The sequence below is a fragment of the Desulfurella multipotens genome (assembly GCF_900101285.1).
Lineage (GTDB): Bacteria > Campylobacterota_A > Desulfurellia > Desulfurellales > Desulfurellaceae > Desulfurella > Desulfurella acetivorans.
Genome location: NZ_FMYU01000012.1, coordinates 1 through 22,066 on the forward strand (window position 1 = coordinate 1; position 22,066 = coordinate 22,066).

The 22,066-nt window shown below is 31.6% G+C and carries 23 protein-coding genes and 1 riboswitch; of the genes, 8 read left to right on the forward strand and 15 right to left on the reverse strand.

The genetic code is table 11. From position 1 onward, the window contains the following. The 13 genes from BLQ93_RS07875 to BLQ93_RS07935 all read right to left on the reverse strand — a co-directional run. The coding region (locus BLQ93_RS07875; RefSeq protein ID WP_092129448.1) for an OmpA family protein at window positions 1-543 on the reverse strand (543 nt) is incomplete at its 3' end. Between the two features lie 12 nt (window positions 544-555). Then, a complete protein-coding gene (locus BLQ93_RS07880; protein ID WP_092129450.1) occupies window positions 556-1,797 on the reverse strand; it encodes a PD40 domain-containing protein in 1,242 nt (413 codons plus the stop codon). 11 nt (window positions 1,798-1,808) lie between these two features. Next, window positions 1,809-2,654: a cell envelope integrity protein TolA gene (gene tolA, locus BLQ93_RS07885; protein ID WP_092129452.1), complete on the reverse strand. Its 846-nt coding sequence runs from the start codon at window positions 2,652-2,654 to the stop codon at window positions 1,809-1,811. Between the two features lie 6 nt (window positions 2,655-2,660). After that, window positions 2,661-3,059 carry an ExbD/TolR family protein gene (locus BLQ93_RS07890; protein WP_025391703.1) on the reverse strand — a complete coding sequence of 133 codons (399 nt, stop codon included), beginning with the start codon at window positions 3,057-3,059 and terminating at the stop codon, window positions 2,661-2,663. Beyond that, window positions 3,056-3,625: a MotA/TolQ/ExbB proton channel family protein gene (locus tag BLQ93_RS07895; protein ID WP_092129454.1), complete on the reverse strand. Its 570-nt coding sequence runs from the start codon at window positions 3,623-3,625 to the stop codon at window positions 3,056-3,058. The genes BLQ93_RS07890 and BLQ93_RS07895 overlap by 4 nt, the downstream gene beginning before the upstream one ends. Next, complete coding sequence (gene atpC / locus BLQ93_RS07900) at window positions 3,625-4,035, reverse strand: ATP synthase F1 subunit epsilon (protein WP_025391701.1); 411 nt, start codon at window positions 4,033-4,035, stop codon at window positions 3,625-3,627. The genes BLQ93_RS07895 and atpC overlap by 1 nt, the downstream gene beginning before the upstream one ends. A 2-nt stretch (window positions 4,036-4,037) precedes the next feature. Beyond that, a complete protein-coding gene (atpD, locus tag BLQ93_RS07905) occupies window positions 4,038-5,444 on the reverse strand; it encodes a F0F1 ATP synthase subunit beta (protein WP_025391700.1) in 1,407 nt (468 codons plus the stop codon). A gap of 15 nt (window positions 5,445-5,459) precedes the next feature. Continuing rightward, on the reverse strand, window positions 5,460-6,329 hold the full coding sequence (atpG, locus tag BLQ93_RS07910; RefSeq protein WP_092129456.1) for an ATP synthase F1 subunit gamma: 870 nt from the start codon (window positions 6,327-6,329) through the stop codon (window positions 5,460-5,462). 9 nt (window positions 6,330-6,338) lie between these two features. Continuing rightward, window positions 6,339-7,847, reverse strand: a complete 1,509-nt coding sequence (gene atpA, locus BLQ93_RS07915; RefSeq protein WP_025391698.1) for a F0F1 ATP synthase subunit alpha — start codon at window positions 7,845-7,847, stop codon at window positions 6,339-6,341. Beyond that, window positions 7,844-8,398, reverse strand: a complete 555-nt coding sequence (gene atpH / locus BLQ93_RS07920; RefSeq protein ID WP_025391697.1) for an ATP synthase F1 subunit delta — start codon at window positions 8,396-8,398, stop codon at window positions 7,844-7,846. Before atpH ends, atpA begins: the two co-directional genes overlap by 4 nt. Beyond that, window positions 8,388-8,939, reverse strand: coding sequence for a F0F1 ATP synthase subunit B (locus BLQ93_RS07925; RefSeq protein WP_092129458.1), 552 nt, complete (start codon window positions 8,937-8,939; stop codon window positions 8,388-8,390). The genes atpH and BLQ93_RS07925 overlap by 11 nt, the downstream gene beginning before the upstream one ends. A 1-nt stretch (window position 8,940) precedes the next feature. Then, on the reverse strand, window positions 8,941-9,375 hold the full coding sequence (locus BLQ93_RS07930; RefSeq protein WP_092129460.1) for a F0F1 ATP synthase subunit B: 435 nt from the start codon (window positions 9,373-9,375) through the stop codon (window positions 8,941-8,943). 60 nt (window positions 9,376-9,435) lie between these two features. Next, entirely contained in the window at window positions 9,436-10,491 is a 1,056-nt protein-coding gene (locus tag BLQ93_RS07935) for a geranylgeranyl reductase family protein (protein ID WP_092129462.1), read from the reverse strand. A 58-nt stretch (window positions 10,492-10,549) separates the two neighbouring features. Here BLQ93_RS07935 and BLQ93_RS07940 point away from each other — a divergent pair, with 58 nt between their 5' ends. Further along, the gene (locus BLQ93_RS07940) at window positions 10,550-12,583 is read left to right on the forward strand and encodes a hypothetical protein (protein WP_092129464.1); all 2,034 of its coding nucleotides are present in this window, start codon (window positions 10,550-10,552) and stop codon (window positions 12,581-12,583) included. Here BLQ93_RS07940 and BLQ93_RS07945 read toward each other — a convergent pair. Both BLQ93_RS07945 and BLQ93_RS07950 read right to left on the reverse strand, forming a co-directional pair. Then, window positions 12,575-13,549: a 4Fe-4S binding protein gene (locus BLQ93_RS07945; protein ID WP_092129466.1), complete on the reverse strand. Its 975-nt coding sequence runs from the start codon at window positions 13,547-13,549 to the stop codon at window positions 12,575-12,577. The two genes, BLQ93_RS07940 and BLQ93_RS07945, sit on opposite strands and share 9 nt — an antisense overlap. Continuing rightward, window positions 13,546-15,354, reverse strand: coding sequence for a chloride channel protein (locus BLQ93_RS07950; RefSeq protein WP_092129467.1), 1,809 nt, complete (start codon window positions 15,352-15,354; stop codon window positions 13,546-13,548). The genes BLQ93_RS07945 and BLQ93_RS07950 overlap by 4 nt, the downstream gene beginning before the upstream one ends. A gap of 77 nt (window positions 15,355-15,431) precedes the next feature. Next, window positions 15,432-15,493, forward strand: a riboswitch (Fluoride riboswitch). An 80-nt stretch (window positions 15,494-15,573) separates the two neighbouring features. Here BLQ93_RS07950 and BLQ93_RS07955 point away from each other — a divergent pair. The 7 genes from BLQ93_RS07955 (at window position 15,574) to BLQ93_RS09575 (ending at window position 22,046) form a co-directional block, all read left to right on the forward strand. Beyond that, window positions 15,574-16,524, forward strand: coding sequence for a respiratory chain complex I subunit 1 family protein (locus BLQ93_RS07955; RefSeq protein WP_092129469.1), 951 nt, complete (start codon window positions 15,574-15,576; stop codon window positions 16,522-16,524). Between the two features lie 3 nt (window positions 16,525-16,527). Next, window positions 16,528-17,151: a hydrogenase 4 membrane component (E)-like protein gene (locus tag BLQ93_RS07960; RefSeq protein WP_092129471.1), complete on the forward strand. Its 624-nt coding sequence runs from the start codon at window positions 16,528-16,530 to the stop codon at window positions 17,149-17,151. After that, entirely contained in the window at window positions 17,148-18,287 is a 1,140-nt protein-coding gene (locus BLQ93_RS07965) for a proton-conducting transporter transmembrane domain-containing protein (protein ID WP_216818765.1), read from the forward strand. Before BLQ93_RS07960 ends, BLQ93_RS07965 begins: the two co-directional genes overlap by 4 nt. Before the next feature lie 219 nt (window positions 18,288-18,506). Further along, window positions 18,507-19,736, forward strand: coding sequence for a hydrogenase large subunit (locus BLQ93_RS07970; RefSeq protein WP_092129473.1), 1,230 nt, complete (start codon window positions 18,507-18,509; stop codon window positions 19,734-19,736). Window positions 19,737-19,748: 12 nt separating this feature from the next. Further along, on the forward strand, window positions 19,749-20,201 hold the full coding sequence (locus tag BLQ93_RS07975; protein ID WP_092129475.1) for an NADH:ubiquinone oxidoreductase: 453 nt from the start codon (window positions 19,749-19,751) through the stop codon (window positions 20,199-20,201). After that, on the forward strand, window positions 20,195-21,799 hold the full coding sequence (locus tag BLQ93_RS07980; protein ID WP_216818766.1) for a complex I subunit 5 family protein: 1,605 nt from the start codon (window positions 20,195-20,197) through the stop codon (window positions 21,797-21,799). Before BLQ93_RS07975 ends, BLQ93_RS07980 begins: the two co-directional genes overlap by 7 nt. 1 nt (window position 21,800) lies before the next feature. After that, window positions 21,801-22,046, forward strand: a complete 246-nt coding sequence (locus tag BLQ93_RS09575; protein ID WP_216818767.1) for a hypothetical protein — start codon at window positions 21,801-21,803, stop codon at window positions 22,044-22,046. The last annotated feature ends 20 nt before the right edge of the window (window positions 22,047-22,066 follow it).

The window sequence follows — 22,066 nt, forward strand, 5'->3', positions numbered from 1 at the left end:
TAAAATCACAAACTGATCATTTCTATTTTTTGCCCAGGCATATTCATTATGAGCAGGATCAACTGGCTTTAGTTTACCATTGCTCAATGTTTCAATCCTATCTGGTGATATACCATGCATTACAAGGTAGTTCTTTGCTGCATCAGCCCTTTTTTGGCCTAAAGCTAGGTTATAGGCTTCCGTTCCACGCTCATCGCAGTTTCCTTCGATCTTAATTTTGATGTTTGGATGTTTTGCCATATAATCTGCTATACCATCTAGTACTTTTGGAACATCCTGATTAATACCCCATTTGTCAATGTGAGTTAAATTATACTTGTCGAAGTTAAAATGAATGCGTTGGAAGATTTCCTTTAGCCTTTCTTCCTCGCTGACTTCAGGTGTAGTTACTGGTGCTGGAGCTGCTGGTGCTTGTTGTTGAACCTCTTGTTTTACTGGTGCTGGAGCCTCAGCAACAGGCTTTTTTGGTGTCGTACAACTACAACTGTAAGCCAAAAACGACGCACTAACGATTGCAGCAAGCGAAAGATAAGTCTTCTTCATAACAATACCTCCTCAATTTATTTTTTTACTAACATCTAGCCCACCAAAATGAGAATACAACTTATTAGCTCCAATTGCAAGCGAAAAATTGCCATTTATTGTATTAATTATATATATTCCATCTTTAGAGTCAATACTACCATAGACTGCAACATATCTATTATCGTATGACCAACTAGGTGAATCAAGATAATAAGAGCTAATTATATTTTCATTATTGCCGCCATTTACACCGATAACATTTAATGAAAAATCCGAACCTGCACAAATATACGCAATTTTCGTACCATCCGGTGAAACTGCTGGAGATTGAGAATTTGGACAATTATACGTTAGTCTAGTCGAAACGCCTAATCCTAAATCCAAAGAATAAATTTGAGGAGAACCTTCAGAATTTGAAACATAAATCATCTTTGATAAATCAGGAGTAAAGTAAGGCGATATTGTTATACCATTATTGTTTGTTAATTGTTTAACAATATTACCAGCTTTATCAACTAGAAAAATATTTATATTCGAATTTTTATTGATCGAAACTGCATATAGACCATTCTTATAGTAAGTACCATTTTCACTAAAATTTGAAGCAGAATATAAACTTCTAACGTGACCATTTGATAAATTTAATAAATAGACACTTGGATATTTATTCAGATAAGCCGTAAAACTTACCTCATTATCTGTTGTCCACATTGGAAGCAATATATTAGTATTATAGTGTGTTATTTGTTGAATGTTTTCACCATCAAAATCAGCTATATATAGATTTTTAACGTTTTTTGATCCTGCTGAAAATATGATTTTACTTTCAAAAGGGCCATATATACCGGTATCATACAGCATAAAATTGTCTACCAATTTATGCGAAACCCATGCAAAATTATTTGCTGTAATTTTAGTATCTATAACAATTTTTTGATTTGTAACATCATATACTACTGCCTCCAATACTACATTATTTTCACTTCCGCTAACGCTACCATAAATCCCATAATTACAACCACTAATATCAGATGGGTTATTTATTGTTGAATTTATATCATTTGCTTGGTAAAAACCGCTCATATTTAAATCTCTTACTATAACACTCTTTACTTTTGAGGCTAATTGAGGGTTTGAAGATTTTAGGTTGTATACATTAATTATAATTTTTTGATAATTTGGATTAGTAATGTTTAATTCATAATTTTGAGCATATATTAGACCGCTATATACAAAAAATAACATAATAAAAAAAAATATAATTTTCCTCATTTTATACCTCCTTAGTCTTTTATAAAGAAATTCAAAATTAAGTCAAGGGTATTTCTATTATTTAAATATTTTTTAGGCACCGGAGGAAGTGTGGAATTATTAATTGCTGTTATAACAGTCCTATCATAATATGGATTTCCACTAGACTTTACGATACTAACACTAATTATTTTACCGTTTGGTGCAATTGTAATTTTAACACGCGTTACAAGTTTATTGTTTGGTAATAAATTTTGATCTACAAACCAATTTGAATGAATAATTCCTTGTACAACTGATAAATAATCTGAAAAAAGTTTATCCTGATTGCCAACTCCACTACCTTGAGCTTTAATATTACCAACACCGGATTGAGTTTGAGAATTTTCTCTTAGTTGTTGTGCAATTTCACGTATTTTATTTTCTAACATTGCTTCTTTTAATTGCGTAATTTTTTCTTGAAGTGCTTTTGCTTTGAGTTGTTGAATTTTATTTTGGATATTTTCTTGGATTTCTTTTTGATTTACTTTAGGTTTTGGCACTTCTTTTTCTACTTTTTTAAGTTCTGTTTGTGGTTTTTCAATAACCTTTTTATGTTCTTCTATATTTTGTGGCTTTGGTGGAATCTGCTCTTGAGTTTTTTGTATTTCTTTGTTAATTTTTGGTGGAAGTGTTGTAGCAGGATGAGGTATTGGTTTAGGCGAAGTAGTAAGAGGCTGTATTGTATGTTGATGCCCTGCCCTGCCTTCACCTGGCGTTAATAAACTAACAGTATAAGTTGGCATTGTATGTGTTGGAACACTTTTAAATAGCAAAAATAATAAACCAATAATTATGATATGTATAAATAATGATAATAGAAAACTGGCTAGTTTCATTTAATATTAGGTTTTTGTTGATTTGTTTGTTGTTGCAAGACCTACTTTTTCAATACCACTTTGTTTGGCTATATCAATAATTCTAACTACAAGTCCGTACTCTATAGCTTTATCTGCTTCAATCACAACTTCATTGCCATGATTTTCTTCGAAAGCTTTTTTTAAACCATCCAAATCGGTTTGCTGCTTATTTAAATAGATCCTGCCCTGATCATCAATACTTACAATCAAATCTTTTTTTGTAATGTTGGTACTGCCTGAATGTGTTTTTGGCAAATTGACCTTTATACCTTTGACAAGCATAGGCGTAGTAACCATAAAGATTACAAGCAGTACTAACATTACATCAACAAGTGGTGTTATGTTTATATCAGAAAAAACACCTTTAGATCCGTTTATTTTCATCCTATAGCCTCAAGAAAATTTTCTGTTTCTCTAATAATAGAAGTATATAACGAATAAAGTAAATTATATCCAATGACAGCAACAACAGCAACAAAAATACCAGCTGCAGTAGTAATCAATGCTTCAGATATCCCTGGCGCCACAACACTTATACTTGTAGAATCCGACAGACCAATACTTCTGAAAGCATTTATAATACCCCAGATAGTGCCAAATAGCCCAACAAAAGGGGCAGTTGAACCCACAGATGCTAAAATACTAAAACCCCTTTCCAAATGATTAACTTCTTTAGCTAAATAAGCTTTAGCAACAGAAAGAGATTGTTTGCTTAGCATATAAACCCTAGCATTTAATGATTCGTTTATACGAGCAAAACTATTTAGGGTGCTTTCGCTTTCTCCATCAATAAACCTTTCTAAAAAAACATTGTTTCTAGCCCTAAGTGATGATAGTTGAATCCATTTGTATATCATTATTGTCCAAGATATAATTGACATAACAAGCAAAATACCCAAAACCACAATTGCTATTGCACCAATATGCTCAAACCCAATACTTGATGACATTACTTTTCCCCTTCAAATAAAATATTTATCACATATTTATATTTTTCTAATTCCTTATACACGCTGGTATATTCTGGTGTATTAGGCTTTTCTTCTTTTAACCTAGATTCAATTTTGCTTATCATTTTAAGTGTTTCTTCTTTGGTAATATTGTCTTTTGTAAATACTTCATCACAAAGAATATTTGCTGTATTATTATCAAACTCTAAATAACCACCTCCTATCACATACTTATCTTGCGCATTTTCGTATAGAAGCTTGATGGTTCCAATGTCTAGTATGCTTATAAAAGGCATATGGTTGGCCAAAATACCAAACTCACCACTTACACCAGGCGCTATGACCTGGTCAACTTCTTTGCTTGCTATGATTCTTTCAGGTGTAACTATACTACAGTGTATTTTATCCATAATTACCCCTTAAGCGTCTTTGCTTTCTCTATAGCATCTTCGATTGTTCCAACAAGGTAAAATGCCTGCTCTGGCAAATCATCGTACAAACCATCTATTATACCTTTAAAACCTTTAATTGTATCCTGTACTTTAACGTATTTTCCTTTCATTCCAGTAAATGCTTCCGCAACAAAGAAAGGCTGAGATAAAAATCTTTGAATTTTTCTTGCCCTTGCAACAATCAGCTTATCTTCTTCTGATAATTCTTCCATTCCAAGTATAGCTATAATGTCCTGTAATTCTTTGTACCTTTGAAGTATCTCTTGAACATTTCTTGCCACTGTATAGTGCTCTTCACCAAGAACATATGGGTCTAATATTCTTGATGTAGAATCAAGTGGGTCAACTGCCGGATATATACCAAGCTCCGCAAGACGTCTTGAAAGAACCGTTGTAGCATCAAGGTGAGAAAATGTTGTAGCAGGAGCTGGGTCTGTCAAGTCATCTGCAGGAACATACACCGCTTGAACAGATGTAATTGAACCATTTTTTGTAGAAGTGATGCGTTCTTGAAGCTCACCCATATCTGTACCAAGTGTTGGTTGATAACCCACAGCAGAAGGTATTCTGCCCAAAAGTGCAGAAACTTCACTACCTGCTTGTGTAAACCTAAATATATTGTCAATGAAAAGAAGGATATCAAGCTTGCCTACATCTCTAAAATACTCTGCTATCGTAAGTCCCGTTAAACCTACACGTGCCCTTGCACCTGGTGGTTCGTTCATCTGGCCATAAACTAAAGCGGCATTTTTTAAAACGCCTGATTCTTTCATTTCATTCCACAAATCATTTCCTTCCCTTGTTCTCTCGCCAACACCACAAAACACCGAATATCCACCATGCTGCATAGCAACATTGTTAATAAGCTCCATGATAAGAACTGTTTTGCCAACGCCAGCTCCGCCAAACAAACCAGTTTTACCACCTTTTGCATATGGACATAGCAGATCTATGACTTTAATACCTGTTTCAAACATTTCGCTAGTTGTAGCTTGGTCTTCAAGTGGCGGCGAATCTCTATGTATAGGCCATCTTTCCTTTGCATCGACTGGTCCTAATTCATCAACTGGCTCACCAACAACATTGATAATTCTACCTAGTACTTCTTTGCCTACCGGTGCTGTTATATAGTTACCTGTATCAATAACTTCTGTTCCCCTAACAAGACCATCTGTAGAATCCATAGCAATGGTTCTTACCCTGTTTTCACCTAAATCCTGGGCAACTTCCAGGATAAGATCAGATGTTGCATTTTCTATAAACTCTTTTTTAACGACCAATGCATTATAAATAGAAGGTACTTGCCCTTCAGGAAACTCAACATCAACTACAGCGCCTAAAACCTGAATAATCTTGCCTTTATTCATACCTTTAACTCCTTTTTATTTCATTGCTTCTATACTTGTTGTTATTTCTATTAATTCTTTTGTAATAGCAGCCTGCCTTGCCTTATTGTAAAATAAAGTCAATTTCTTAATCATATCCTGAGCATTCTTTGTAGCAGCTTCCATAGCAAGCATTCTGGCTGCGTACTCACCGGCTAGGGACTCCAAAAAGCTATCATAAAGGGACATGTAAACATACTTTAATAACATTTCCTCCAAAACTATTTCTTTTGAAGGCTCAAATGTAAATTTCTCGTACTTTTGCTTTTGGCCGTTTTCTTCTTCAAAACTAATTGGCAGAACTTTTTTTACAGTAGGTCTTTGAATAAGCATATTGACAAACTTGTTGTAAACAATATAGACTTCGTCAGTTTTTTCTTCCAAAAAATCTTTAATAGCTACATTCATAATCTTTTTTGCATCAACAAAATGTGCTTCATTTTTAAGTATGCCTGTATAGAAGTGTTTTATTTGTATGCCTTTAAAATGAAAATAATCATAAACCTTTTTGCCTACAACTGTTATTGATACTGATATATTTTTAGATGAAAGGTTTGATACTAAGTTTTCTGTTTCTTTAATTATATTATGGTTAAAACCACCACATAAACCTTTATCCGATGCAACAACAATGATTTCGGCAGCTTTTACATCTCTTAGAAACAAAAACTTGTTATCTTGGGGTGGCGTATACTCAGATAGATACTTTATGATCTCTTCGAATTTTCCTATGTAAGGTCTAAACTGCATAGCTGTGTGTTGCACTTTTCTTAGCTTTGCAGCGGCAACCATTTTCATCGCTTTGGTTATTTGCTGCGTTTTGGCTATACTGTTTATCTTTCTTTTAATATCCCTTGAACTTGGCATATTCTAACCTCAAGCCTTAAATATAGCTTTAAATTCTTCTAAGGCTTTATCTATCTTTGACTTTAACTCATCACTTATTGTTTTCTTTTCTTTTATTTCTTTAAAAATATCTGGGTACTTGGTTTCAACAAATTTATACAACTCTTCTTCGTATTTTTTTAAAGCTTTGTTTGGCAAATCATCTAAAAAGCCATTATTTCCTGCATAAACAATAAGAATTTGCTTATACACAGGAAGCGGGGCAAATGGTGGCTGTTTCAATATTTCTGTGAGTTTTGAACCTCTGTTAAGTTGCTGGAGAGTAACTTTATCAAGGTCACTGCCAAATTGAGCAAAGGCAGCTAACTCTCTGTATTGAGCAAGTGAAAGCCTGAGCATACCTGCAACCTGTTTCATAGCTTTTATTTGGGCTGCACCACCAACCCTGGATACAGACAGACCTACGTTAACAGCAGGTCTTATACCTGCATAAAATAAATCTGCTTCAAGGAATATTTGGCCGTCTGTAATGGATATTACGTTTGTTGGAATGTAGGCTGAAATATCGCCAGCCTGGGTTTCAATTATTGGAAGCGCCGTTAGTGAGCCTCCACCTAACTCATCGGATAATTTGGCCGCCCTCTCAAGTAATCTTGAGTGAAGGTAAAATACATCGCCTGGATATGCTTCTCTGCCTGGTGGCCTTCTAAGAAGCAAAGACATTTGCCTGTAAGCTTGAGCATGTTTACTTAAATCATCGTATACTAACAAAGCATGTTTACCATTATCCCTAAAATACTCACCCATTGTAACACCAGCATAGGGAGCCAAGTACTGAAGTGGAGCTGGGTCTGATGCAGTTGCTGCTACAATTGTGGTGTATTCCATAGCGCCTAAATCTTCTAATTGTTTTTTAATTCTAGCTATAGTAGAGCGTTTCTGTCCAATAGCTACGTATATGCAATAAACATTTTCACCTTTTTGGTTAACAATGGTATCAAGGGCAATCTGAGTTTTTCCTACCTGCCTGTCACCTATTATAAGCTCCCTTTGACCTCTACCAATTGGTATCATTGTATCTATTGCTTTGATACCTGTTTGCAATGGTTCTTTAACCGGTTGCCTTTTTACAATACCTGGTGCTTTAATTTCCACACGTCTGTAGTTTTGGGCATTAATAGGTCCCATTCCATCAATGGGGTTGCCTAAAGCATCTACCACCCTGCCTACAAGAGCTTCTCCCACAGGCACCTGGGTTATCTTACCGGTTCTTTTTACCGAGTCACCTTCTTTGATACCTGTATCATCGCCTAATATAACAGCGCCTACATTGTCTTCTTCAAGGTTTAAAGCCATGCCAACCACACCATTCTGGAATTCTATAAGCTCGTTGGCCATGACATTTGTTAATCCGTATATTCGAGCTATACCGTCACCAACGCTCAATACTTTACCAACTTCGCTAATTTCAACAAAATCTTTGGCTTCCTCTATTTCTTTAGCGATTATTTCACTAATTTCGCTAGGTTTGATATTCATCCAATCCCTCCTTGAGAAATGTTCAAATTATTTAGTCTATTGGCTATATTTGTAAGGTAAGTTTTAATACTTCCATCATAGATTTTACCTTCTATTTCAACTACAATCCCACCTATGAGGTTTTTGTCTACAAAAAACTCAAAATCCAGTATCTTCCCAGAAATCTTAGAAAATATATCCGACAATACTTTCTTTTCGCTATCAATAAGCTCTATAGCACTTATTACTCTAGCCTTTGCTTTGTTTTGACTTTGAAGCATTATCTGATTAAAGCTATCAAGAACATCGAAAATTAATCCTATTCTCCCATTTGAAACCATAAATTTAAGTAAATTGTATATAATTCCACTTGATATATCCTTTAGTATAGCTATTTTGTTTTCAATTGGATAAATAGATACTTTCAATAATTCAAATAGCTTTTTATTTTCCTGAAGCAGTATACAAACTTTACTTAAATCATTATAAGCAGATTCCAGACTGATAGATTGACTTTTGCAAACTTTTTCCAAAGCTCTAGCATATCTTAGAGAAATTATTTTACTTATCATATTCAACCCCAAAATAATCAAAGTATCTTTTGTTTATGCTGCGCAGATCCTGATTGTTTAAAGCCATAAACTGCTGTTTTGCCTTTGTAATAGCTTTAGATATAACTTTATCTATAAAATCTTTATAAGCTTTATTTAAAATCATAGTCTTTTCTTGCTCAAGGCGCTTTTTAAAGATTTCTTCTAGTTCTTTTGCCATATTGGCATAATCCTCTTTTTCTTTTTCTCCCATTTGCTTGTAAGTGTTTATTATATTTTCAATTTCGCTTGAAAGTTTTGATAGTAAGCTTTGAGCTTCATTAAGCGCCTGCTGAGCTTCTTCTTTGGCTTTTTTAGCGTTTTCTATTTCTTCAAATATCTGTTTTTTTCTGTTTCTAAAATAGTTTGCAACAGGTTTTCGCAAAAAATAAACTATCAATGAGGCAAATATAATAAAATCAATAACGCGCCAAAGCATGTGTGCACCAGCAGATTCAGATTCACTGGCAAAAGCAGTAAGTGGCATTGCAATTAAAATGAATAAAGAATAAATAAATTTCATATTAGCCCTCACCCTTTACAATATTTTTTAAAAGAAGGCTTGATATTTGGTTAGTTATTGAATCGATATTTTGTGTTTGGATTTTAATATCTTGTTCAATAGCACTTGCAAATTCCGCTTGCTCTTTTTTAAATAATTCATTTATTTGGGCAAGCTTTTCTTCTTTGATTTTCCTGGCTTCTTCAAGCATAGAATTAAAGATTTTCTTACCTTCTTCTTCAGCATTTAATTTTTCTTGATGATATTGCTCTAGTTTTGCTTTTGCTTCTTCTTTTAGTTTTTGGCTTTCAGCTAAAAGATTTAAGATATATTCCTGTCTTTTTCTTATTATTTCAAGGACAGGTTTATATAAAAGGAAATTTAAAATAAAAAGCAAAACTATAAAACCAAACATCTGCGCAAGAATAAATTGCCATACCAAGTTTACGCTTATCACGCGCACCTCCTTATCAAAAATCTGCGATAGGTTACCAAATTTAAAAAAAAAAGTCAATTGTTATTTAATCGTTTTTTGATATAAACTTTTTAAAAGTAACCAAAATAATTCTTTGGAACTTTTTTTGCCAATCAAATAATCAGCTAAAGCGTTTTCATTACCCTTTGACAATTGAAAAAAAGAGAAATATGGAAAATTTAAAACAATTTTTGATATAAAGTAGCTATATTTATTTTCTTCTAAAATTTTATCAGCTAAAGCGCTATAAGCCTGACAAGGGTTTTTAGGATAACTTAAAATAGAAGCAGAAGCCAGATGTGCACTAAAAATTGCATTGTATATACCTTCTAGACTAAAAGGGTCTGCCAAACATGCAGCATCGCCAACAAGCAGTATATTTTTTTTACCTAAATTTTTTTTGGAAAAAGCTATTGGAATAAAATAGCCTTTTGGATTGATAAGCATATCATTGCCATAATACTTAAAAAAAAGTTTATTAATATTTTTTTTTGTGGAAGCAATACCCCAAACACCATTTTGAGGAAAATTCCAGTAATAATTTAATCCTTTAAAACCTATGTCAATATTGACATTAGAATCATTGTAATAAATTGTTTCTACCTGTAGGGTTTTTACTAAAAATTTTGGCTTTATGTGTAAAATTTTTCTAATTATTGAATTTGCTCCATCTGCCCCAATTAAGTATATTGTTTTATAGTTGTTGGCATTTGTAAAAACTTCGATGCCAGAATCATCATAACTTAAAGATAACAATTTTTCATTTCTAAACTCGCAACCATTTTCAAGTGCGCTATCAAGCAGATATTTATCAAAAGTTTTTCTTTCAACAAAGTATGCAAAGGGGTCTTTCGATTCTATTTCTAAACAAGCGGTTTTTTTGTAGCTTAAGATGGCTTTATTTGTACTGGCTTTTGCCAAACTATTTATCTGGGGTATATAATCAATTATTTTTGCCGATACGCATCCACCACATAATTTTTCTCGCGGAAAAATCTTTGAATCAATTATCAGAACCCTGTAGCCAAAACTGGATAAAATTTTAGCAGCAGTCGACCCAGCAGGTCCTGCCCCAACCACCACGCAATCATAAAACATAATTGATTTTTATACAATTATCATATAAAATGCAATAAGTTTTTTTAGGAAGTTTAAGTTGAGTAGAAAAAAAGTTTTAATTTCGCTTTTAATAATATGTATAGCCATTTCACTTGGTCTTGCATACAGGTTCTATAGTTTGTATGTTTGGAATCAGAACCCTTCCAAATACTACTACAAAGGGAATGCATTATATACTGAATACGATGCATTCTACTATTCTTACTATGCAAAAGCTTTTAATGAAGGCTTATATAAACCATTAAAGCAAGACCCTCTAAGATTCTATCCAGATAAAATAGCTACATTTCCACCTGTAATTTTTATGATAAGCTTTTTAAGTGCTGAACTTTCAAAATTACTACATGTTTCAATTCAAAATTTGTCTGTTTATATGGTACCTATACTTGCAGTACTTTTTGTTATACCGCTTGTTTTTTATCTAATGGATTTGGGTTATCCTTTGGCAGCTTTCAGCTCTTCTGTAACGGGTGTTTTGTCTTTAATTTATATAGCACGAACATTAATTGCAAGACTAAGGCCAGATTGTATGAATTTATTTTTTCCACTGGCAATTGGATATTTTTTGTATTTAAGCCAGTTTAGGCAACCTAAAAAAAGCTACCTTTATGCAATTATAGCTGGTATTTTTGCGCAACTTTATTACTGGTGGTATATGCACGAAGGCATAATATTAGCGTTTGCCATTGTGTATATACTCTCGTTTGGTTTTACTCAAAAAACTGATAAGTTTTTTCATATATTTGACCCAAATGTTTATAAAAAACGCTGGAAAGAAAGTATTCTTTTTCTAATAAGCACAAACCCAATCATACTATATATGGGTATACACAATGCTATTTTTTTAATTAATGTTTATTTGATTGATTTCTTTAAACCTACAATGGGCGTTTTTCCAAATGTATTTGTATCTATCGCAGAAGCCGCACGTGTTAATTTACATTATCTATCACAGCTAACAAGTGGAAATTTTATAGTTTTTTTGGCATCACTTGTTGGTTTGGCACTGTTTTTAATAATGAATTTTAGAAAATTCATGGTTTTTTTACCATTATTTTTTATAGGTTTGATGTCTTTTAAAGGTGCTGAAAGATTTGCTATGTATCTTGCGCCTTTTTTAGGATTAGGGTTTGGTTATTTGTTTGATATGTTAGTAAAATTGAATATAAAAAAAATCAATAATGTAAAAAATGTTGTTGCAAGTATTATGGCTATTGTATTGACAATAATTCCTCTTGCACCAAACATAGTAATTGCAGAACCTAAAATTACGCCACAGCTTTATGCAGATTTCGTTAATTTGAATAAAATTACGCCAAAGTCGTCTGTAATCTGGACTTGGTGGGATTACGGTACTGCTATAGAATTTCTAGCAAATAGAGCTACTTTTCACGATGGACAATCCCAGATATACCCAAAAACTTACTTTATAGCTACAAGTTATTCTGATTCAAACCCAGAAATTGCGTACAATACAATAAGTGCTATATCAAATATTGGCAATACAGGCATAGAAAAATTACTAAAAGAAAAAAATACACCTCAGGAAATTAGAGACAAAATATTTGAAGGAAAGTTTAACGCGCCACTTAAAAGGCCTACATACTTTGCATTTACTGGTGATGAAATTGGCAAATTTGGTTGGATAAACTATTTTGGCACATGGGACTTTAAAAAGAAAAAAGGGCTTTTTGAACCTATTGGTCAACTAGGAGATTGCCAAAGAAAATCAGAAGATACAGTTTTCTGTGGACTAAATGAAATAAATATAAAAAAAATGTACTTAAAAACCCCATCTTTAAAATTTAATATCAATACACTTGCCATTTATAAAGACAAAAAACTAACTATTAAAAGTCTTGATAGTGACGGTTTGTATATTGATGTAGTTTATCTTAAAAACTCAAAAATAAATGTTTACATTCTGCAAAAACAACCATTTTACTCTATGTTTAACCAAATGTATATTTTGAGAGATTATGATCCAAAATACTTTAACCTTGTATATGACAACTTTCCTACAATGGTTTTGTATGAAGTAAACAAAGAACCCAAACAATTATCAAAATAAATCCTTTATGTAGCTTAGCAATTCCTGTCTTTTTTTATTTTTTATCTCGCACTCTGGGCAAATTTCTTCATCAGTATAGTAAACATTGCCACAAGAACAAATCTTTTTAGGTTTTTCAAAAAGCTTTAATGCTTTTGGTATTAAATCTTCTACAAAAGCTTTTTTTGCAGTAATAGCATTTTTTGGACATGCATCAATGCAATTTTTACAAGCACTGCACAGTGATGGGTTAAAGTAAATAACAGCAGTTTCGCGTTTTTCTATAATAATTGCACCTTTTGGACAAACTGACTCACAAATTGAACAAAAATCACAAATTTCATTTATTGAAAGCCTTATTGTGCCAATATATTCTGCACTTTGTTTTATATTTTCTTTAATAAGCTCAATCAAAAAGTCTCTTTTAGGTACTCTTTCTTTAATTTTAAAGACATCTCTTCTGGAAATACCAAAATTTGGCTCAAAAGGCTTATCCAAACTGGACTGCTCAATTTTTACTGCATCAAAACTTATATCAAGTGCTTTTAAAATTTCCTGTGTTTTTTTTAAATTTTTTTCAAAAACCTCAAGTGACATTTTAAATTTGCACTTTTCGCAATTTCCTTTAAAAATATTAATATATCCAAATTTCAATACAAAATACACAATCAAATTTTCACCTAACCTTGAAATACATGATATTTTGTTATCACCTTTAGCAAAAATACAGCCAAATGAAGGCTCTGTAACATTCTTTACAAGATCGATATCCAAATTGCGGTTTAATTCTATAGCATCGTTTTCGCAGGCACTATAACACACACCACAGCCAATACAATCACCAACCACAACATTATTATCAAAATCAATAGCTAAAGCTTCGAATGGGCATACCTCTATACATTTACTGCACGCACTCTTCCAATATGTATTATGAGAACAAAATGCATTAATGCTTATTTTACCAGTAAAAACAAAATCGTTCATTTGTTATCCAAATTTAATTCCTTAAGCTTTTTGCTGTAAATATCAGATATATCAGCAAAACTAACAATGCCAAGAAACATAGAATCTTCAACAACAGGTAGCCATGTGGTTTTATTTGCACTCATAAGTTTCCATGCATCTTCAAGTGTCGTAGAAATTGTAGCCGATGCTGTTCCAATTTTTACAAATTTATCTATAGATCCATTATTTTCATTTATAATATCATACAAATACACTGTACCTAAAAATTTATCATTTTCCACAACAGGTAAAGAAAAAAAGAAATTTTTAATCATTAAATCTTTAGCTGTTTCTATACTATCTGTTGGTTTTACAAAAATCCTTTTGTATATTCCAATATCTGATATTTTTAATCTTTCTAAAAAAGGAATATTAAATTCACCAAAATGTGCGGGTGAATCTTTTTGTGTATTTACTTGAGATTTGTAAATAGTTGTACTCCCAGATATTAAGTAAGATATAGACACAGCAATCATCAAAGCTGGCAAAAGTTGCAAACTACCAGTCATTTCCACAACCATTAGTGTAACTGCGATTGGCACTTTGCCTGCTGCACCAAACAATGCAAGCATGCCAACAATGACAAACGCACCAATATTGTAATTACTTACTATTGTAGGAAAAAAATAATGAAAAATAACCCCCAAACTAACACCAGTAAATGCTCCAATAAACATACCGGGTGCGAATACACCACCAGAGCCACCAGAGCCAATTGTAAACGCAGTGGCAATAATCTTTACAAAAGGCATTATTAAAAAAATTAACAAAAGTGGCAAACCAAATGTTGGCAACACACTAAACTTCCCATCTATAAGTAACTGAATCCACCCATAACCAACGCCTATTACTTCAGGAAAAATAAGAGAAATTAAGCCACTTATAAATGCACCGATAGCTGGTTTGTAAATGTTATTTATATTAAGTTTTGCAAATTTTTCTTTTACATAATAAAATGTTTTTGGGTAAACAATAGCTAAATATCCACACACAACACCTAAAATAATATAAAACGGCAACCTTAATGGGTTAAATGGCGATTTATAAAACCCAAAAATAGGCTCAAACCCTACAAAACTTCCAAATATAGAGTAACCTATCGCGCTTGCTACAATAGCTGGATAAATTACTTCAGACTGCAAATCTCTTTTATAAAGAACCTCAGCAGCTAAGATTGCACCACCTATTGGTGATTTAAAAATTGTGCCAATCCCTGCACCAATACCAATTGCTACAATTTTTCTCTTATCTTGAACATTAAGGTGTAAGATTTTGCCAATTAAAGACCCGATGCCAGCCGAAATCAAAGCAGTCGGCCCTTCCCTGCCAGCTGATCCACCAGAGCCTATTGTTATAGCAGAAGCTATAGTTTTTAAAAAAATCACGCGTGGCCTAATGTTACCTTGTTTATTATGATAAGCATCAATTGCTGCATCTGTGCCATGCCCTTCTGCTTCTGGTGCAAATTTAAAAATTAAATAACCTGAAATTAAACCACCAAAAGCTACTACAAAAGGTATCAAATATGCACGCTTTATTGTAAAAGTTTCACTTAAATTTTCGCCTTTTGGTAGCGGCAATTTTGCGCCAAGCAAGTATTGTAAAAAGAAACTTTCTGAAAGTTTTATAGAATAATAAAAAACTAAAGCACCAAAACCAGCAATTACACCAACTATAGATCCTAAAATAAGCCATTTTAGAAAATAAGATTGATTTGAAATTACATAACCAAAATCTTTTGTTAGTTTATAAAGTTTCAACCTAATTATTTTTGAAATATTCATTCTTTTGCTATAATAAAGCAAATTAAGTGTGTTTTCAAGTTTTAGTCTTGACAAAATGAATAAAAAATTTAAAATAATACAAAAGTGGCGATGGAGTTCGCCAAAAATGCCTACCTAGGCTGATAACTCCTACAAATTATTTATGTAGGGGTTGTTGGTGTCATTTTTAATTATTAAAATCATATATTCTTTATTTAAAAAATACATACGGGGTTTGATATGCTGTTTTATTTAAGTATTGCGCAATTGTTGTATGTAATTATCCTATCTCCTTTAGCTATTGGAATTTTAAATTTTTTCAATGAAAGATTGTCTTCAAGAGGGGGACCCTCTATATTCCAAGAGTATTACAATCTATTTAAATATTTTAAAAAACAAAGCATTTACCCAGAATCCTCTTCAATATTTTTTGCTTATGTACCATATATGAGCTTTGCAATGTATTTATTTTTAACTTTGGTGTTGCCTATTATTACCGCATTTCCTTTAACATTTGGTCCTGTTGTTGACTTTGTTGGTGGCGGCTTAGTGTTTGGTGCTGCATCGACCCTTATTAAACTTTCTGCGCTTGATTCCAAAAATAACTATTCAATTTTAGGCGCATCACGATCATCAAGTATAGGAATATTTACTGAACCGGTTATTTTGCTAATATTTATTATGCTTGGTGTTATTTCAGGTACCAACAATCCTTATGTAATTAACAACATAATGCAAACTTCAACAAGCTGGTATTATTCTTTAGTGCATTTATTTATAGCTCTTGCATTTTTATTTGTTTTAATTATTGAAATCGGACAACTACCCATAGAAAGCAGCTCTTTAAATGAATTAGGTTCAATTGATACTTTATTAATTCATGAATATTCAGGCAGAGAATTAGCTCTCTTAAAATGGGGCAGCTATATTAAACAATTTATTTTAATGAATGTTTTTTTAAATGTTTATACATGGCCATTTTTTGTTCCCATGAAATTAAGCTTGATTTCAATATTTTTTTATATGTTTATCAATTTTTTTAAAATTATTATATTGCTTATAATCTTTGCATTTATTAACAGTATGGTTTCAAAATACAGACTATTTAAAATCTTTGATTATATAGCTATAGCTTTTAGTTTTACGCTATTGGCTATGCTTGTATTTTACATAACAACAAGCGGAGGATAAAAAATGCAACATAATGTATTTATACTGATTGGTTTTATAGAAATAGCATTATCGATTTTTATGCAATGGCAAAATTATGTTTCAAACAATATCAAAACATTCTCAATTCAATCCTGGATTTTAGGAATTTTTTTGATGTATTTTGGTGTTTTAAATAATAATATTTCAATTATAATTCTATCAATTTTAACAATTCTGACTAGAGCAATCTTTATCCCACGTTACTTAATAAATACCATAAACAAACAAATATTTCGAGCAAGAGAAAATAAACACAAAGTAAGCGTTAGTCTATCTATTTTAATATCAGTTTTACTTGCTATCTTTAGCTATATTTTATACACAGTAGTATTTTTCGAATTTGGTAAATCATTGATATCAATTCCTATTACACTTATGCTTCAAGGTGCTTTCTTAATAATGTCTCGATCAAATGCATATGCTCAATTGATTGGATACCTTGTTATGGAAAACTCTATGTTCTTGTTATCCTTTTTATTTAACGGATTACCTTTTATTGTTGAAGCAGGGATTATTTTAGATATTTTAGGCATTGTTATGATAGGTGGTATATTAATGAAAATTCGTGACGAAGATATCCAAAAAGAGGAGGAACTATACGGATGATTTACACGCTACCAGCATTATTTGCTACAATTGGTTCTATACTTTGCTTTATTGGATTTAGGAAAAAAGAACGCACTGTATCTGTTTTTACAAGCTTATTGAGTTTAATAAGTTCTATTTTCATTTTGTTTAGCAAAAACTATTCAAGCAGTTTTTTTTATGTAGATAACCTTTCAAAAATATTTTCTTTAATGATAGCTATTGTATATTTTGGCGTCGTAATTTTTTCCATTGAGTATATTTCAAATATAAAAGAGCGTTTTATAAAAGTTTATCAATATTTCATGCTTTTAAATATTTTCGTTGCAGCAATGTTTTTCAGTGTAATACTAAACAATTTAGGTCTTATTTGGGTTGGCATAGAAGCAACCACATTTTCAAGTGCTTTACTTGTTGCTGTAGAAAATGACTTTACAGCACTGGAAGCTGCATGGCGCTATATTATAATTGTTTCTGTGGGTCTTGTAATATCACTCATTGCTACATTATTTTTATACTCTGCTTGCGATACGCTATCAATATTCAAATTACTTACTATAAAACCAACAGGTAGTTTATTTTTATTAGGCGCAATACTTTTAATTATAGGCTATGGTACAAAAGCTGGAATTTTTCCTATGAATACTTGGCTTGCTGACGCCCATGGCAAATCACCAGCACCAGTTAGTGCTATATTTAGTGCAGTACTACTACCTGTGTCGCTGTATCCAATTATAAGGCTTTTCCAGATAAATCACAATATATTGTTATCTGAATTCGCTTTTATTTTAGGTTTTTTAAGTGTTGCTACAGCAAGCATTATGAGTTTAAACCAAACACTATACAAGAGACTTTTTGCTTATTCTTCGATTGAAAATATGGGACTTGCATTGATTGGAATTAGTTTGGGATCATACGCTCTATTTGGTGCAATTGTTTTGATATTTGCCCATGCATTTGCAAAATCTGGTATTTTTATGCTCACGGGTAATATACTGCATAATTATAAAAGCAAAAAAATTGAAGATATAAATGGCATAATTAAAACTATGCCACACACTGGTTTATTTTTGTTTTTTGGTAGCTTAGCTGTCACTGGTGCTCCGCCTTCTGCTATTTTTTTTTGGAGAATTTCTAATTTTATCAAAAACTATTGACCTATACGGCTGGCTTATTGGATCAATATTAATTTCCTTTGTTGGATGTGGCTTTTTATTTATAAATTACAAAGTTATAAATATGGTTTTTAGTGGTCAAAGAAAAAAAGCTATAAAAGAAAGCAATTTTACGTTAGTGCCCATAATAAATATTACACTATCAATACTTACTTTTATATCCTTGCCATTTTTATACCGATTCCTTCAAGGAGTAATTAAATGAAAAGATTACTTGGCATAATAAAAAAAGAAGATTCAGAGCAATTATTTGTAAACTCTGGTTCATTTGTTGGTCTCGTTGATAATTCACAAAGCAAAGAATTTAAAGCATATAAGTGGCAAAAAGAACTTTTTGAGTCAAAAGAACCAAAAGACGAGTTGTTCAATTTTAGATTGGGTCCATCAAGTGGTGCTTTATTGGAATCGGTTACATTCAATATTTTTACTTATGGTGAAAGAATAAAAGAAGTTTATATTGATAACTCTTACAAATCACGTTCAATAGAAAAATTAATGATTAAAAAGGATGTTTTTGAAGGATTGCGACTTGCTGAGCAAATTTGCACAAGTTTTGCATTTTCTCATTCTTGCGCTTATTCAAAAGCAATAGAAAATGCATTTAATATACAACCAAACTACAAAACAAAAATTATGCGATTAATTTTTATAGAAACTGAACGTATATTTAACCATATATATGTAATTTCACGTTTAGCAGATGCAGCAGCTCAAAAAGTTTTAGCAAATCATCTTATATACCTATTTGACGAAATTCTTGAAAACAACAAATATCTTTTTAAAAACAGATTTTTAAAAAATATCAACAGCATAGGTACAATAAAATATATATCACTAGATCAATTAAAAATTTTTGTAAATAAGCTTGAAAATATTGTAAATGAGTTTGAAAAACTTTATAAATTTTCTCTAAAAAGCGAAAATTACTTAGACAGACTTCACAACACTGGACTTCTTACAACAGATGACTTCGAAGAATTTAATTTTGATGGTCCAGCTGTAAAAGCAATGAATTTTTCTTTAGATACTAGGTCTTTTGAAGATTTATTTGATGATTTTAAACCTATTTTAGAAGAAGGATCAGATGCGTTATCAAGGATGATTGTGAGGGCAAAAGAAATCTTTCAATCAATAGATTTAATTAAAAAACTATTAATCAAACTTCAAAAAAATATAGATGAAAAAAATAAAAATATAAGTATTGACGATGATCAACAAAAAAGAAACACTATTGCACTAACAGAATCCCCAAGCGGTACAATTTATTATTACATTGAACTTGTAGGTAGTAAAATAGATTATGTTTATGTCGCAACACCATCATTTTTTTTAGTTAAAGCAATTGAAAAAGCTCTAATAGGACAAATTTTTACTGATTTTACGTTTACTGTAGAATCGTTTGGCGCATTTTTTTCGGATGCGGCGAAATGAGGAGGAGATAAAATGTTTTTGTGGCCTATTTATGGACTATCAAAAAAATACAGCAAAAAATTCAAATTTAAAACAAATAATTCAAAAACAGTATTTAAAAAATCATTGCATGTATTTTGTATAGATGGAGGATCAGATGTTGAGTTACTGATGGAATTTTACAGCTTATTATCGCCAAAATATAACTTACACGCTTATGGAATCTTTTTTACGAATACACCCCGTCATGCTGATGTGCTTGTGATTCTCTCAAGACCAACACAAAAAATGTTGCCCATTATACAAGAAGCTATTTCTCAAATGCCTTCTCCTTATGGTGTAATGCTTATAGAAAACAGCAATATTGGACTTTATTTTGAAAAATTAAATTTGAAAAATGTGGTAGCTCACCTAAAAAACGTTTCAGAACCCACAGAAATTTTAAAAAAATTAATAGAAATAGCGCAGGGTGGTTTGATATGTTAACATTTGATTTTGCAATTTTGTTTTTTATTTTAGGTATGGCTGTTTTTTTTAATAAATCATTGAGTTATATTTTTGCCGTCCTTGGTGCAATAAGCTGCACTTTTGTAGGATTTGAAGGCTATATTAATGGTTTTTCTTATCAAATCAATGTATTTAATGGTCTAAGCTTAAGTATAGGTGTTGATAAACTATCTGCCGTATTTTTAATTATAGCGTATGTTTGCTTTAGTGCAATTGCTTTGTATTCAATAGATTTTGGAAAACTATTTAGTAAAACAATGTCATTTTTAATAAACTTCACAATGTTAAGTATGTTGTTTATATTTTGTGCAAAAGATGCTATTACATTTTTAGTTGCTTTTGAGATTACAAATATTAGTTTATTTTTTTTAATATTAGAAAAGTCCAATTCATACAAGCAAGCTTACAAATTTTTAGCATTTTCTGAAGGCTCCAGTGTTTTGTTAATGATTGCTTTTGCAATTATATTTGCCCATAGTGGAACTTTTTTATTTCAAGCATATCAAAATAATTACCTATTTGCATTATTTGCATTTTTAGGGTTCATTATAAAAATGGATATCGTGCCCACTCATGTATGGATTGGTCAAACTTACTCAAAAGCGCCATCTAATATTGCTGCTATACTATCCGTACCTCTTACGCTTGTGGGCACATATGGAGTTTTTAGAGTTTTTTCATTAGAAAAATCAGTTTTTTTAGCAATTATAGCTGTTATTCTGGGTGCTTTAAGTGCATTTTGGGGAGCATTACAATCAGCCAGAGAAACTCAGTTAAAAACACTACCAGCATATTCCACAATGGAGAATAATGGTATGATTTTAGCAAGTTTAGGCGTAAGCATGATTGCAAGGTATAGTAATTTAAATATATTAGCTGATTTTTCTTACCTAACTGCGATTTTTTTAATAATATCACACTCTTTGTCTAAAACTACAATGTTTTTATCCATAGGTCACGCTAAAGAAACACTTCAAAAAGAAAATATAGACGATTTAGGTGGCATACTAAAAAATGTCAGCAAATCAGCTGGTTTTGGTATGTTAATTTCTGGTTTATCATTTAGCGCAGTGCCACCTTTAATAGGTTTTGTTTCTGAATGGATGCTACTTGAAAGTTTATTTCAATCATATAAATTTCAGGATAATTTTTTTAAGCTAATTGTAACTTTTGCTGGTATATTAATTGCCCTTGCAATAGGACTTAGCTCGTTTGGCATAAAAAAGTTGGTAGGATTTTCAAGTTTAGGAAAATCTATACAAACAATCAAAAAGATTCCAGACTTTACTATTAAACTGGCTGAAAACCTTATGAGTGCTTTAGTTATTTTAAGCGTTATATTTTCATTTTTAATTGTGTTTTATCTTGGATACAATAATTTTTTAGATGGTATATTAGGTGTACCAAAACCTGCTTTAATGGTTTCTAGTAGACCTATCTTTGGCGTGGTTTCACCATTTATGTTTGCAATAGTTTTTGGTTTCTTACTTTTTTTTTACTTTATTGTTAAAATTTTCAAACAAAAAAACAAAAACAGTTACTCCGTGGGTAGGTGGTCTCAAATTAAAAGAAAATGAAATGTACAACACGCGGGGCTACTCATTTATAGTAGAATATGTACTAAGGGGTATTTACAGAACGAAAGAAAAAGACACTTACGTTGAAAGTTATGATGTTTCAAATTTAATTTATCAAGGCTTAGAAATTTTGTTTAAAAAACTTAGTTGTTTTTTGTCAAAATATATTATGAATGGAAATCTAAATTATTATATAGCCTACATTATAGCTATGTTTATAATTGCACTCTTTGTATTTAAGCTATGAGCCCATCAGCCTGGGATTAA

Coding starts and splice junctions, on each gene's coding strand:
- atpD (WP_025391700.1), bottom strand. CDS start 5,444: ATGAATAAAGGCAAGATTATTCAGGTTTTAGGCGCTGTAGTTGATGTT.
- atpH (WP_025391697.1), bottom strand. CDS start 8,398: ATGATAAGTAAAATAATTTCTCTAAGATATGCTAGAGCTTTGGAAAAA.
- BLQ93_RS07945 (WP_092129466.1), bottom strand. CDS start 13,549: ATGAACGATTTTGTTTTTACTGGTAAAATAAGCATTAATGCATTTTGT.
- tolA (WP_092129452.1), bottom strand. CDS start 2,654: ATGAAACTAGCCAGTTTTCTATTATCATTATTTATACATATCATAATT.
- BLQ93_RS07980 (WP_216818766.1), top strand. CDS start 20,195: ATGTTAACATTTGATTTTGCAATTTTGTTTTTTATTTTAGGTATGGCT.
- atpG (WP_092129456.1), bottom strand. CDS start 6,329: ATGCCAAGTTCAAGGGATATTAAAAGAAAGATAAACAGTATAGCCAAA.
- BLQ93_RS07880 (WP_092129450.1), bottom strand. CDS start 1,797: ATGAGGAAAATTATATTTTTTTTTATTATGTTATTTTTTGTATATAGC.
- BLQ93_RS09575 (WP_216818767.1), top strand. CDS start 21,801: ATGTACAACACGCGGGGCTACTCATTTATAGTAGAATATGTACTAAGG.
- BLQ93_RS07965 (WP_216818765.1), top strand. CDS start 17,148: ATGATTTACACGCTACCAGCATTATTTGCTACAATTGGTTCTATACTT.
- BLQ93_RS07955 (WP_092129469.1), top strand. CDS start 15,574: ATGCTGTTTTATTTAAGTATTGCGCAATTGTTGTATGTAATTATCCTA.
- atpC (WP_025391701.1), bottom strand. CDS start 4,035: ATGGATAAAATACACTGTAGTATAGTTACACCTGAAAGAATCATAGCA.
- BLQ93_RS07950 (WP_092129467.1), bottom strand. CDS start 15,354: ATGAATATTTCAAAAATAATTAGGTTGAAACTTTATAAACTAACAAAA.
- BLQ93_RS07975 (WP_092129475.1), top strand. CDS start 19,749: ATGTTTTTGTGGCCTATTTATGGACTATCAAAAAAATACAGCAAAAAA.
- atpA (WP_025391698.1), bottom strand. CDS start 7,847: ATGAATATCAAACCTAGCGAAATTAGTGAAATAATCGCTAAAGAAATA.
- BLQ93_RS07890 (WP_025391703.1), bottom strand. CDS start 3,059: ATGAAAATAAACGGATCTAAAGGTGTTTTTTCTGATATAAACATAACA.
- BLQ93_RS07895 (WP_092129454.1), bottom strand. CDS start 3,625: ATGTCATCAAGTATTGGGTTTGAGCATATTGGTGCAATAGCAATTGTG.
- BLQ93_RS07925 (WP_092129458.1), bottom strand. CDS start 8,939: ATGAAATTTATTTATTCTTTATTCATTTTAATTGCAATGCCACTTACT.
- BLQ93_RS07970 (WP_092129473.1), top strand. CDS start 18,507: ATGAAAAGATTACTTGGCATAATAAAAAAAGAAGATTCAGAGCAATTA.
- BLQ93_RS07960 (WP_092129471.1), top strand. CDS start 16,528: ATGCAACATAATGTATTTATACTGATTGGTTTTATAGAAATAGCATTA.
- BLQ93_RS07935 (WP_092129462.1), bottom strand. CDS start 10,491: ATGTTTTATGATTGCGTGGTGGTTGGGGCAGGACCTGCTGGGTCGACT.